This is a genomic window from Bacteroides sp. 1_1_14, from assembly GCF_000162515.1.
GTDB classification, from domain to species: Bacteria; Bacteroidota; Bacteroidia; order Bacteroidales; family Bacteroidaceae; genus Bacteroides; species Bacteroides thetaiotaomicron.
The window spans coordinates 367,391-379,997 of the sequence record NZ_GG774705.1 but is presented as its reverse complement, the minus strand read 5'-3'; the positions used below and the strand labels follow the sequence as shown (position 1 = coordinate 379,997).

General features: G+C 40.7%; 9 protein-coding genes, 2 tRNA genes and 1 pseudogene. 5 read left to right on the top strand and 7 right to left on the bottom strand.

Going from position 1 to position 12,607, the window contains the following annotated elements:
• Positions 1-271 (top strand): FHA domain-containing protein (locus HMPREF9007_RS13405; RefSeq protein ID WP_032850368.1); only part of this gene is annotated, 271 nt, incomplete at its 5' end.
• 117 nt (positions 272-388) lie between these two features.
• On the opposite strand, the gene HMPREF9007_RS13410 is transcribed toward HMPREF9007_RS13405, so the two are convergent.
• Entirely contained in the window at positions 389-1,828 is a 1,440-nt protein-coding gene (locus HMPREF9007_RS13410) for a tagaturonate reductase (RefSeq protein WP_008761512.1), read from the bottom strand.
• A 26-nt stretch (positions 1,829-1,854) separates the two neighbouring features.
• Complete coding sequence (locus HMPREF9007_RS13415; RefSeq protein ID WP_008761511.1) at positions 1,855-2,922, bottom strand: LacI family DNA-binding transcriptional regulator; 1,068 nt, start codon at positions 2,920-2,922, stop codon at positions 1,855-1,857.
• Between the two features lie 199 nt (positions 2,923-3,121).
• On the opposite strand from HMPREF9007_RS13415, the gene uxaC reads away from it, so the two are divergent.
• Entirely contained in the window at positions 3,122-4,528 is a 1,407-nt protein-coding gene (gene uxaC / locus HMPREF9007_RS13420) for a glucuronate isomerase (protein WP_008761510.1), read from the top strand.
• Positions 4,529-5,390: 862 nt separating this feature from the next.
• On the opposite strand, the gene HMPREF9007_RS13425 is transcribed toward uxaC, so the two are convergent.
• The 4 genes and pseudogenes from HMPREF9007_RS13425 to HMPREF9007_RS13440 all read right to left on the bottom strand — a co-directional run bounded on the left by HMPREF9007_RS13425 (position 5,391) and on the right by HMPREF9007_RS13440 (position 7,933).
• Positions 5,391-5,463 (bottom strand) — tRNA-Lys (locus HMPREF9007_RS13425).
• Positions 5,464-5,494: 31 nt separating this feature from the next.
• Positions 5,495-5,567: transfer RNA gene (locus tag HMPREF9007_RS13430), tRNA-Lys, on the bottom strand.
• An 89-nt stretch (positions 5,568-5,656) separates the two neighbouring features.
• Entirely contained in the window at positions 5,657-6,460 is an 804-nt protein-coding gene (locus tag HMPREF9007_RS13435; protein WP_008761509.1) for an MBL fold metallo-hydrolase, read from the bottom strand.
• Between the two features lie 83 nt (positions 6,461-6,543).
• Positions 6,544-7,933: pseudogene (locus HMPREF9007_RS13440) on the bottom strand (peptide MFS transporter).
• A 105-nt stretch (positions 7,934-8,038) separates the two neighbouring features.
• Between HMPREF9007_RS13440 and HMPREF9007_RS13445 the strand changes: the two are divergent.
• A complete protein-coding gene (locus HMPREF9007_RS13445; RefSeq protein ID WP_008761508.1) occupies positions 8,039-8,458 on the top strand; it encodes a hypothetical protein in 420 nt (139 codons plus the stop codon).
• 111 nt (positions 8,459-8,569) lie between these two features.
• Here the strand turns inward: HMPREF9007_RS13445 and HMPREF9007_RS13450 are convergent, their stop codons facing one another.
• The gene (locus HMPREF9007_RS13450) at positions 8,570-8,818 is read right to left on the bottom strand and encodes a hypothetical protein (RefSeq protein ID WP_008761507.1); all 249 of its coding nucleotides are present in this window, start codon (positions 8,816-8,818) and stop codon (positions 8,570-8,572) included.
• Positions 8,819-9,120: 302 nt separating this feature from the next.
• Between HMPREF9007_RS13450 and HMPREF9007_RS13455 the strand changes: the two genes are divergently transcribed.
• Together HMPREF9007_RS13455 and HMPREF9007_RS13460 are read left to right on the top strand one after the other, a co-directional pair.
• Entirely contained in the window at positions 9,121-11,850 is a 2,730-nt protein-coding gene (locus HMPREF9007_RS13455) for a response regulator (protein ID WP_008761506.1), read from the top strand.
• Positions 11,851-12,021: 171 nt separating this feature from the next.
• Complete coding sequence (locus HMPREF9007_RS13460) at positions 12,022-12,456, top strand: copper resistance protein NlpE (RefSeq protein ID WP_008761505.1); 435 nt, start codon at positions 12,022-12,024, stop codon at positions 12,454-12,456.
• The last annotated feature ends 151 nt before the right edge of the window (positions 12,457-12,607 follow it).

The window sequence follows — 12,607 nt, the reverse complement described above, 5'->3', positions numbered from 1 at the left end:
TAATGTGATAGGCCGTCGTTGCGTGGGTACCGTTATCAATACTCCGATCGAAAGCGGTGACATGAGTATGGACAGACGCCACTGCATCATTAATGTGAAGCGTAACAAACAGGGAAAGCTTGTCTACACATTACGGGACGCCCCCAGCCTCACAGGTACCTTTCTCATGAATGAGATTCTGGGAGATAAAGACCGCGTCCGCATGGAAGACGGAGCAATCGTAACTATCGGAGCTACCACATTCATTCTTCATACAGCTGAAGCTGAATAGAAAGAAAACTGTTTTTCTCCTTTCTATCAGAACTATCTTTGATATCATATAAACACATAAAAACAGCGTCACCATTCACAACGAACAGTGACGCTGTTTTTATATGATATTACTTACTTAAAGGATACCCTTTACCGTTTCAAGCATACCTTTCTCCTGAATAGAATCCAGATCAGCCTTTACAGCTGCTGCCAGTCCCGGAATCTTATTCAAATCTTCGCCCCAGATAAACTCTGCTGCCAGTACACCTTCGGTAACCTTCTTCGTGCAACCGGTAGCCCAAAGCTCTTTCAGCAAGTTCATGATTTCAGGAGCATCGTTCGGTACAATTTCAGCCCCGTCTGCACGTACACCACCTTTATAATAAGTGATAATAGCAGCCAATCCGAGTACCAGTCCTTTCGGCAGTTCCCCTTTACGTTCCAGATAAGTCTTCAATCCCGGAAGATCACGAGTTTCATATTTCGGGAATGAGTTAAGCATAATGCTTGTTACCGCATGATCGACGAATGGATTGTTGAAACGTTCCAATACATCCTCTGCAAACTTCTTCAGTTCCTCTTTCGGAAGATTCAATGTCTCCATCAATTCATCAAACATCACTTTATGAATATACTTGCCGATTACCTCATGTTGGCAAGCATCACGCACGATATTCACACCCGACAAGTATGCTACCGGAGAAAGAACCGTGTGAGGACCATTGAGCAAAGTTACTTTGCGTTCGTGATAAGGAGCTTCCGACGGAACAAACAATACATTCAGCCCTGCCTTATCAGCCGGGAATTCTTTTGCCACTTCCTGCGGAGCTTCAATTACCCACAGGTGGAAGATTTCAGCCTGCACAACAAGGTTATCATCGTACTGTATCTTTTCCTTGATAGCAGCAATATCCTTGCGAGGAAATCCCGGAACGATACGGTCTACCAATGTCGCATATACTCCGCAAGCTTCCTCAAACCAAGTCTTGAATTCATTGCCAAGATTCCACAGGTCGATATACTGATAAATCGTTTCTTTCAGCTTGTGGCCATTCAGGAAGATCAGTTCGCAAGGGAAAATGATCAGACCTTTCGTCTTGTCACCGTTGAATGTTTTAAAACGATGATACAGCAATTGAGTCAGCTTGCCCGGATAAGATGAAGCGGGAGCATCTTCCAGTTTGCAAGTCGGATCAAAGGCGATTCCGGCTTCTGTAGTGTTCGAGATAACAAAGCGCATTTCCGGTTGTTCAGCCAGCTTCATAAACTCGTCATTCTGCGTATAAGGATTCAATGCGCGACTGATTACATCAATCATTGTCAAGCTGTTAACCACTTCTCCTTTATCCAGTCCTTGAAGATTGACATGGTACAAATCATCTTGTGCATTTAGCATATCGACCATACCTTTATCAATCGGTTGAACCACTACCACACTGCTGTTGAAGTCAGTCTTCTGGTTCATGTTGTAAATAATCCAATCTACAAATGCACGTAAAAAGTTACCTTCGCCAAATTGGATAATGCGCTCCGGACGTTGTACTTTAGGAGCTGTTTCTTTGTTTAATGCTTTCATGTTAGTTGTAATTTATAAAGTTGATATTATACAAATTCGAAATAAAAATCAATATTTTCCTTTATCATAATGTCGATAGGCATATACTTTACCGGTTCAACGGATTTCTTGAAAACGACGTGGTCGCAAAGAGCTTTTACGCCACAATATCCCTGCAGCCCCGGACGTTGTCCGATCAGATAATGCACATCACCGGATTTCAGCAATTCCACGTTTGCTTTCAGAAGGTCATATCCTATCAACCCCTTCATGCTTCGTCCCGCACTACGGAGATATTCGCCCAGCTGATAAACTCTGGAATTGAATACGACCCCCAACGTAGCTTTCGGATGCAGCCGGAAAAATTCATCCAATGTCTTTTGATTATTTTCCTGATTAGACTTGTTCAGTACCACTTCATGAATCACCAACTCTTCATACTCTTCGGTGATAAAGCTCATAAATCCTGCCAAACGCCGTTGCATCTGTATTTCTGCCGGACTGTTCTTATTATTGCTCAAGAACAAAACCAGCTCCTGCCCCTCGCCGGCCTGATAGTTGCGCATTAATATTTTGGCGGCAATGTATCCGCTTTTATAAGAGTCCTGTCCGATATAGGTCAGTGCGTTCGCTTCCTCCATATTGAAGTCAATGAATGCATAAGCTATTTTTTTAGCTTGCAGATAGTCTGTCAAAGCCAATGTCTCATTTCTGAAGTTCGGAGCGATCAGTACAGCGTCGACATTGCTTTCTTCAACTCTGCGACACACTTCCAGATAACTTTCCTTGTTCCCCTGATGATAGCAAAGATAATCCACACTCACATTGAAAGGACGCAATTCCTGACGTGCCCGCTCGATGCCTCCCACTACCGAATGCCAGTAGTCGTGCTCTATATAATAAGGTATCAGACAAACGAAAGAATATTTCTTCTTGGCAGCCAGTCCGATAGCAAATACATTAGGCTGGTAGTGAATTTCATCCAATACCTTTTGTACTTTAGCCTTGCTTTGAGGAGATACGTCGCCGCGATTGTGCAGCACTCTGTCAACCGTTCCGGCGGAAACACCCGCCATACGGGCAATGTCTTTGATGGTATAGTTCTGGTCCTCCATAGTGCTAAAACTTAAATATTATAAATAATCGCTGCAAATATACGAATTATTTTGTTACTCCAAGTAAATTTTCTATTTTTGTGTTCGATAACGGTTAATAAAACTAAAACAAAGATTTACACCTATTAGCTTTAAAATCAATACTATATAGGTATAAATGCAGAAAGTAATAATTTTATATACTAAAAACACAGTAACAATGAAGAACTTCATGGATGAAAACTTCTTGCTGCAGACAGAAACTGCACAAAAGTTGTATCACGAGCATGCGGCTAAAATGCCGATTATTGACTACCACTGTCATTTAATCCCCCAAATGGTAGCTGACGACTACAAGTTTAAATCACTGACTGAAATCTGGTTGGGTGGCGACCATTACAAATGGCGTGCAATGCGTACAAATGGCGTAGACGAACGCTATTGTACAGGAAAAGATACCACAGACTGGGAAAAGTTCGAAAAATGGGCTGAAACCGTTCCTTATACCTTCCGCAACCCGTTGTATCATTGGACACACCTGGAATTGAAGACTGCTTTCGGCATCGACAAGATTTTAAGCCCCAAGACTGCACGCGAGATTTACGACGAGTGTAACGAGAAGCTGGCTCAGCCGGAATACTCAGCTCGCGGAATGATGCGTCGTTACCACGTGGAAGTAGTATGTACTACGGACGATCCGATTGATTCTCTGGAATATCATATCCAGACACGCGAAAGCGGTTTTGAAATCAAAATGTTGCCTACCTGGCGCCCGGACAAGGCAATGGCAGTAGAAGTTCCTGCCGACTTCCGCGCTTATGTAGAAAAACTGTCTGCAGTGAGCGGCGTGACAATCTCCAATTTCGACGATATGATTGCGGCTCTCCGCAAACGTCATGACTTCTTCGCCGAACAGGGCTGCCGCTTGTCCGACCACGGTATCGAAGAGTTCTATGCAGAAGATTACACCGACGCAGAAATCAAAGCTATATTTAATAAGGTATATGGCGGAGTTGAATTGACTAAAGAAGAAATTCTGAAATTCAAGTCTGCTATGTTGGTAATCTTCGGAGAAATGGACTGGGAAAAAGGATGGACTCAGCAGTTCCACTACGGTGCTATCCGTAACAACAATACGAAGATGTTCAAATTGTTAGGGCCCGATACAGGCTTCGACTCTATCGGCGAATTTACAACAGCCAAGGCAATGTCTAAATTCCTCGACCGCCTGAACGTTAACGGCAAGTTGACCAAGACAATCCTTTATAACCTGAATCCTTGCGCCAATGAAGTGATTGCCACTATGCTGGGCAACTTCCAGGATGGCTCGATAGCCGGCAAGATTCAGTTCGGTTCCGGATGGTGGTTCCTCGACCAGAAAGATGGTATGGAAAAACAAATGAACGCGTTGTCAGTACTTGGACTTTTGAGCCGTTTCGTAGGTATGCTGACAGACTCCCGTTCATTCCTTTCCTATCCACGCCATGAATACTTCCGCCGTACATTATGTAATTTGGTAGGACGTGATGTGGAGAACGGAGAAATTCCGGTATCTGAAATGGATCGCGTAAATCAGATGATCGAAGACATCAGCTACAACAATGCCAAGAACTTCTTCAAATTCTAAAACAAGAATTACTAAATAGTAATACCGCTGTCGGGGCACGATGCTCCACAGCGGTATTTTTTTTTAAAACCAACGTTCCTCTCCTTGTAGTTTCATATACGATTCTATTGTCACTTGTCACCTTTTATAGTTAAAGAGTTAGTAATCAATAAAATAGTGGTGACAATAAGCGGTGATAATAAGGTGATAATAGAATTTATATGAATTCATTTATCACCTTCTATTATCACCTATATCTCCTACTACACTGATTACCAACATTTAAACAGGAACTAACTTCTTTTTCTTTTTATCACAGAGAACTGTATTTTCGACCCGAAAATTGTATTTTACCCCCTTTTTACCTTCTATAATTCCTATTAATCAATTATTTCTCCCCCCAGTCACAACAAAATTTTATTTGCTAAAGCATTAAACGATGCTTCTTTGGCTTCCTAAGATATTTTAGATGGCATGTATAATAGTTAAAGCCAGTATACTTAATACATCAACAAGCCTTGATTAATACATTTTGCAGGATATATGCTCTCGTTTTACGTACGTGAAACATTCAGACTACGCACGTGATCCCATCAGCCCACGTACATGAACCGATGGGATCACGTACCTGAAACTTGTTCTTATTGCTTTCAAAAGACATTAACTTAGCATACAAAAGGGATTAATCAACGAAGCATAGACTATTAAACCAGGCAGGTCTGATTAAATCGGCAAGCATCTTTCGGGCTAAGGAGCAACGAGTCCCGAAGAGTAGGCTCAATTTGAGTTGAAGAGTAGTCCTCACAAGATTTACAACTGATCCCTTACAAGGCAGTTCATATAAACAAAAAAAGAAGTAACTAAGTTACTTCTTCATTCTTTGTACACCCTCAGGGATTCGAACCCTGGACCCACTGATTAAGAGTCAGTTGCTCTACCAACTGAGCTAAGAGTGCAACATTTTTTTATATTGCAACTTTGGATTTGTACACCCTCAGGGATTCGAACCCTGGACCCACTGATTAAGAGTCAGTTGCTCTACCAACTGAGCTAAGAGTGCTTATTTCCTCGTTTGCGGTTGCAAAAGTAGGTCTTTTATTTCATTTGACCAAACAATAATGCAGCTTTTTTACTATCTTTTTTTCGTTATTATTCGAACACATAAAGCTCAGAAGGCGTATTTCGCTTTAAAGCAAGTAGTTGCACATCTTTACCTACAATTACACCTTTGTTCTTTAATTTCCATTCTACCGTTTTATATGCCAGCTCCGGATGATTATTGTCTTTGCTCAGATGACACAACCAGATATAACGCAGGTGCTCGGTGATATTTTCTGCCAGGAATTCAGCAGTAGCAGAATTGCTCATGTGTCCGGTCCTGCTCATGATCCGTTCCTTCAGATACTGGGGATAAGGTCCCATTTTAAGCATTTCTTCGTCATAGTTCGCTTCCAGAATCAGATAGTTTGCCTTGCTGATATAATCTGCCGCCGTCGGAGTGATTTCCCCTAAGTCGGTTAAGAAAGAAAAGACTTTGCCGTCTATTTCTATACAATATCCTACATTATCCGTCCCGTCATGAGGAACTTCAAAAGATTCGATACGGAAATCTTCGAGCATCATAGGCACTTGCTTTTCAAGATAACGAACCGATGTGCTGAGCTTTTCCGTCATACAATAACTACGATTAATCCCCTCATGAATACGAGCCGTGGTGTAAACAGGTATATTCATCTTTTCCCCCAAATGCCCTACAGCCTTGATGTGATCCGCATGATCGTGCGTTACAAATACGGCACGTATACTTTCCATCAGAATATTGAAATCTTTCAGTGTTTTCTTGATGGTACGGATGCCGATACCGGCATCTATCAGTATTCCATAGGTATCAGTACCCAGATAATAGCAGTTCCCACTGCTGCCACTCGCCAGGCTTATAAATCTTACTTTCATGTTTTATCTTTCTTTATTAAAATGCAAAATGCCGTCAACTTTTACAGCAAAGTGACGGCAAATATACATAAAAAAGAAGATAATTACCGAGAAGATTTCTTCTTTTTGTCGATGGATTCGGTGATTTTTGCGAATAATAGCAAAGCTATGGCGGCAATCAGCCCGATAGCAGCGAAATAATACCAGATATAATGCGCATTCGCACTGACGGCCTCCCATGCCGCACGAGTTTCAAACAAGGCAGGGTCCGGACAATATTTTGTCAACAGAATACCAGCCAACCCGAAACCGAATATAGAAGAAAGGAATGAGTGCAGATGACTGAATCCTAAATACATACCTTCCTCTCCCTTAGGAGCCTGCAGAGAGAAATACTCCAGATACCGCGGCGAAATGAAACATTCGGCAAGCGCCTGTACAACAATACCGGCCACCATCATCAGAGTAATATTGCTCATTCCTGAGATAATATCATTTCCCAATATGTTTCCACAAGCCATCAGCAATGCAGAAACAGGAATCAGGAACATACCCACATTCATCGAAGTAATCGCACTGCGCTTTGCCATCAAACGAGTGATAAAACTGACACAGCATACTACCACAAAAGGATTAACGTTCGCAATCCATCCCGGTTTGGCCGTTTCGCCTGCGAGACGGATGACGTACTTAGGCATAGTGGCATAAAGTTGCTGTTGTACCATCCAGAAGCCTGTTACGATTAAAATGAGAATCAATAAACGCCAGTTAGTCATAATCCGCATAAAGCCCTGCCCTATCTCACGCAGACTTTTTCCTTCACCTGCCGTATGAGTCGATTTATATAGCAGGATCACTGCCAGCAAGGCAATCACCGTCATCGCCCCGGAGAAATAGTTAATGTAAATATAGGCTTGTTCGCCGATCACATTTCTCAAAGGGTCGATAATTGTCTTACCCGTAAAAGCACCGACATTGACCATCATATAAAAAAATAGAATAACCACGGGCGCGGGTCGCTTCCGTTGTCTCCTTAGCTACAGATGCGGAAATAATAGACTTGATAAAAGAACCTCCTATCATAAGGATAAACAGGATAGGAACGATAATCCACCGGGAAGAACTGTCCGGCAAACCATTAAACCGGGTAGTCGCACCGTAACTCACCAACCCTGCCGCTTCGAGCAATGTAGGGAATACGCCCAGCCCCAAATAACCGATAGATAATAAAGAAAAGGCAATAATCATCGACTTCCGGAAACCTATCTTATCTGCATAAGCACCCGAAAATATAGGAAGCAAATATAATCCTCCGGAGAAAAGACCGGAAATCATACTTGCTTCGAAATCATTAAAACCTAAAATACTGGATAAATAAATAGTGAGAACGATAAAAACAGCATAATATGCCATACGTTCAAACAGTTCGACTGTGTTACTCACCCAAAAGGCTCTTGTAAAACCTTTGGCGGCACGCTGAGGGGAATTGTTCATGTAATCTCTGTTTTTTTATTAAAATGTTAATTCAGCGCAAATATACGTTTTTTTAGCTTACAGTCCGTATCTTTGTCCTAAATTACGTATTCTAAATATATCATAATGACTATAGCTGTTGATTTTGACGGAACGATTGTAGAGCATCGTTATCCACGTATTGGTGAAGAAATTCCATTTGCAGTTGAAACGCTGAAATTGTTACAACAAGAAAAGCACCGTTTAATCTTGTGGAGTGTACGCGAGGGAGAACTTCTGGACGAAGCCATAGAATGGTGCAGAGCCAGAGGACTGGAGTTTTATGCAGCCAATAAAGACTATCCGGAAGAAGAAAGAGATCATCAGGGCTTTTCCCGAAAACTGAAAGCCGATCTGTTTATAGACGACCGGAATGTCGGCGGTATTCCCGACTGGGGAATTATCTATGAAATGATAAAAGAGAAAAAGACATTTGCCGATATATACAGCCAGCAAAGAGAAGAAAATACCAGTCAGAAGAAAAAAAGAAAATGGTTGCCGTTTTAATCTCCGACGCGAAAGATCAGACTTACATCCATTAATAAAAATGCATAATGCACTCCGGGCACATCGCTTCAGAGTGCATTATGTATTTTCTGAGGAGATCTGAAACTTACATTACTCCTTTTGACCTTCCCACTTTTCTCTATATTCCCACAGTTGTTCAATAGTAGGATGAAAAGTCGGATTTTCCCAATTTTTGGAAATCATCGAAATTAAAGACTCCAGATAAAGTTTACCATCAATGATTGAAGTACATGCATTAACCTGATACTTTTCTGTCGGGTAACTCTTCGTTTCAAGCATCTTCTTCGCCCAGCCCAACAGCTCCTGGACCGATTCTTCATCATAAGTATGTTGTGCCATATTTTTATATTTTTCCTACAAAGATAAAGATAAAAACGAGAATATGCAGACCCGGACAAGCACTTTTAGTATTTCACCTTATATAATATAGATTTCTTGAGAGTGAAAAGATGCCTTTCATGCTTTCCTGACATTAATCAAATGCAAAGTTGTCATTCACTTTTATTAGTGTTAATTTCTTTATTCCATATTTTTATTGTATATTTGTGAACATATAGCTTCTTGCAGCAATCAAGAAGTTGTATAAATTAATCAATAGCAAACAAATCAGAGCATCATACATAGACAAAAACAAAGGACAAATGAACCCAAGTGAAACAGAACCTACTACCCAAAATGTAATGTCATCTTCAGAACCAGAAACATTCCCTTTAACAAAAGATCAACTTCTGTTTGCAGAAAGTATTTATGCTTGTCTGCCAATGAGTATTGAGATCTATGACACAAATGGTATCTTGCGCAGTATCAATGAACATGCATTGCAGATGTATGGAGTCACTGATAAAACGACTGTGGTTAATATCGTCAATCTTTTTAATAGTCCTTATATGGACGAAACTCTCAAAAATCGCATTCAGAGAGGCGAAGATATTGTTCTGGAATTCGAATACGACTTTGACCGGATAAAAGACAACGCATACTTCTCTACCCAAAATAAGAACACGATCATTTATGAAGCAAAGGTTGTTCCCCTGCGAAGCAAGGAGGGAGAAATCATCGGGCATATATTGCTTTCCAACGATGTGACTGCCATAAAAGAAGCTGAATTTCGTACGGATGAAAGCAAAAAGAATCTGGAAATGGCTATGGAAGCGGCCTCTATGTCATCTTGGGTATATGACGTGTATAAGAAAACATTCAATCCATTACATGGAGATCCTGTAGCTAAAAATAACACGACATTAGATCAGATTCTAAATATACTGCATCCACAAGATCATGAACCTTTAATACAACTTTTATCACAACTGACCAACAAAGAAATTCAGCAAGGAAACATCACCTTACGTTTCTATAATGAAGAAGAAAAGCAATACCGCTATTATGAAAGCATGATGCGGTTATCTTTCGAACATTTTGGGAAATTGCAGATTATAGGAACCCAACTGGATATAACGGAAAGAATGCAAATGGTAAAGAAGACGCAGGAATTAATCGCCAAGCGTGAACTGGCCATGAAAGTCAGCAATATCATTCATTGGGATTTCGATGTACGGACTCAAGAGTTCGAAGCCTATAATGACCCGATCAATGATTATGCCAGTGATAAACTGGTGACCATCCAACGATACATGGATGTTATTCATCCTGAAGACCGTTCTTCATCCTATGACGCCATACAGTCTATGCTATCAGGCAAGGAACTCACCATTAACTTCACTTGCCGTATGCAAACGAAGTATGATGAATCCTGGCAATATTGTAATATCATAGGTGTTCCATTCGAGAAAGACGAATATGGTAACAACGTACGATATACCGGATTCAGACAAAATATCTCCAAACTTCATCAACTGAATGAAGAACTTGAAGAAAGAAACTACAAAATGCAGCTCACCTTCAAGACTGTAGGCATGTCTTACTGGGATTTTGAAGTAAAAAGCAAACAATTCAAAGCATTTAATGACCCCGTGAATGACTTCCATTCTGAAAATGCAATCACACCCGAAGACTATCTGCATGTCACCCACCCGGAAGACATTGAGCAGGTCCGCAACCATATTAATTATATGATTGGAGGAACAACTAAAGATCTCAACTTCAAATTCCGATCCAAAACTAAATGGGACAAAGAATGGCAGACTCTCATTGTTACTGGCATACCAGTGGAAAGGGACAAGAAAGGCAATGTAATTCGCTACACCGGTATTAAAGTCAACAATACGAAATGGGAGAAAATGGCACAGCAACTAAAGGAACTGAAAGACAAAGCTGAACTTTCCGACCGTCTGAAATCGGCTTTCCTTGCCAATATGAGTCACGAAATACGTACACCCCTGAACGCGATCGTCGGCTTCTCCGAACTGATGGTATATTCTGAAGATCCGGCAGAAAAAGAAGAATACATGAGCATCATCCAATCCAATAATGAGTTGTTATTGCGATTGATCAATGATATCCTCGACCTTTCCAAGATTGAATCAGGAATTCTTGATTGCAAAAGAGAAACATTCAATTTAGCCAAAGTATGCAACGAGCTTTATACCATGATCCAGCCAAAGATTACCAATCCGGATGTTGAGTTTCAAATGGACAATTCCAGCCCGGACTGTTGGATTTTCCTGGATAGAAGCCGGCTCAAGCAAGTATGGATGAACTATCTTACAAACGCTGTCAAATGCACCAAATCCGGATATATAAAAATGGGGTACAGCATCGAAAGAGAAGGAATCCGGATCTATGTGGAAGATTCCGGAGTCGGTATCCCGGAAGAATTACAGGAACGAGTGTTTGGACGTTTCCAGAAGCTCAATGAGTTTGCTCAGGGCACCGGACTCGGACTGGCTATCTCAAGAGCTATCATTGAAGGAGCCGGAGGAGAAGTCGGATTTACTTCCACTCCCGGTATAGGATCGACTTTCTGGGCATGGATTCCTTGTGAAATCAGCACTCAGGAAGAGCATACCCCAACTATTTCACAGCCATTGCAACACCAGCTTTCTTTGAACGAAATCGACAAGAAGGAACTGAAGATATTAATTGCCGAAGATAATGAAAGTAACTATTCGTTAGTGCAACATATTCTCAAAAACTACCATCTAACCCATGTCCAGAATGGAGCGGAAGCAGTAAATAAAGTACGTGAGGAAGAGTTCGATCTTGTTCTCATGGATATGAAAATGCCTGTCATGGGAGGACTGGAAGCAACCCGCAAAATCCGTGAGTTTAATAATAGGATACCTATTATTGCACTTACAGCCAATGCTTTTGATGCTGACAGAATCAGCGCTCTTGACGCAGGATGCAATGAATTTCTTGCCAAACCATTGAAGAAAAGTCAGTTGCTTGAACTATTCTCAAAGAAATGGTAAGTTATATGTTAATACAAGATTGTAATATTCGCCTTCATTGTCTAATAGTAATAACCGTTTATAAATTCATAAATTAAGTTGTTCCGTTCTTTTTATTGCCCGAATTCAACTTATTATTTATATCTTTACGGACTATAAACTTAATTAGATAAACTATTAAAAGTAACGATCATGAAAAAAATTATTATTCTGGCATGTTCCTGCTTTCTTCTGGCAGCATGCGGAAACAGTGCGAAAACAAACAATAGTACAGGCACAGACAGTACAGCAACCGGAGTAGTCGATATACATAATGCCGAAACATCGCTTGATTATGAAGGAACTTACAAAGGTGTATTACCTGCAGCCGACTGTCCGGGCATTGAAACAACTTTGATATTAAATCCTGACAAGACGTTTACTCTTCACTCTGTATACATCGACCGGGATAGTTCATTTGATGAAAAAGGAACTTATACGCTGGAAGGTAATATCTTGACTTTAAAAGAAGAAGGCGGAGAAACAGCATATTATAAAGTTGAGGAAAATAAAGTTCGTCTACTAAATGCTGACAAACAAGAAATAACGGGAGCACTTGCCGAAAATTATATTCTAAATAAAGAATAGGCAAGGAAATTTTATTTGTACTAAAAGATACCGGAAATAAAGCGACTGGCCAGTCATTTTATTTCCGGTATCTTTTTTTTGTTTCTATGTTTCATCGTTTTCAGAGAACAATTTCAGTATTTTTTATGTTTATATAAATAAAAAGCAAACT

Excerpts from the sequence above, each read along its gene's own strand:
- HMPREF9007_RS13410 (WP_008761512.1), bottom strand. The coding sequence starts at position 1,828 with ATGAAAGCATTAAACAAAGAAACAGCTCCTAAAGTACAACGTCCGGAG.
- HMPREF9007_RS13415 (WP_008761511.1), bottom strand. The coding sequence starts at position 2,922 with ATGGAGGACCAGAACTATACCATCAAAGACATTGCCCGTATGGCGGGT.
- uxaC (WP_008761510.1), top strand. The coding sequence starts at position 3,122 with ATGAAGAACTTCATGGATGAAAACTTCTTGCTGCAGACAGAAACTGCA.
- HMPREF9007_RS13435 (WP_008761509.1), bottom strand. The coding sequence starts at position 6,460 with ATGAAAGTAAGATTTATAAGCCTGGCGAGTGGCAGCAGTGGGAACTGC.
- HMPREF9007_RS13445 (WP_008761508.1), top strand. The coding sequence starts at position 8,039 with ATGACTATAGCTGTTGATTTTGACGGAACGATTGTAGAGCATCGTTAT.
- HMPREF9007_RS13450 (WP_008761507.1), bottom strand. The coding sequence starts at position 8,818 with ATGGCACAACATACTTATGATGAAGAATCGGTCCAGGAGCTGTTGGGC.
- HMPREF9007_RS13455 (WP_008761506.1), top strand. The coding sequence starts at position 9,121 with ATGAACCCAAGTGAAACAGAACCTACTACCCAAAATGTAATGTCATCT.
- HMPREF9007_RS13460 (WP_008761505.1), top strand. The coding sequence starts at position 12,022 with ATGAAAAAAATTATTATTCTGGCATGTTCCTGCTTTCTTCTGGCAGCA.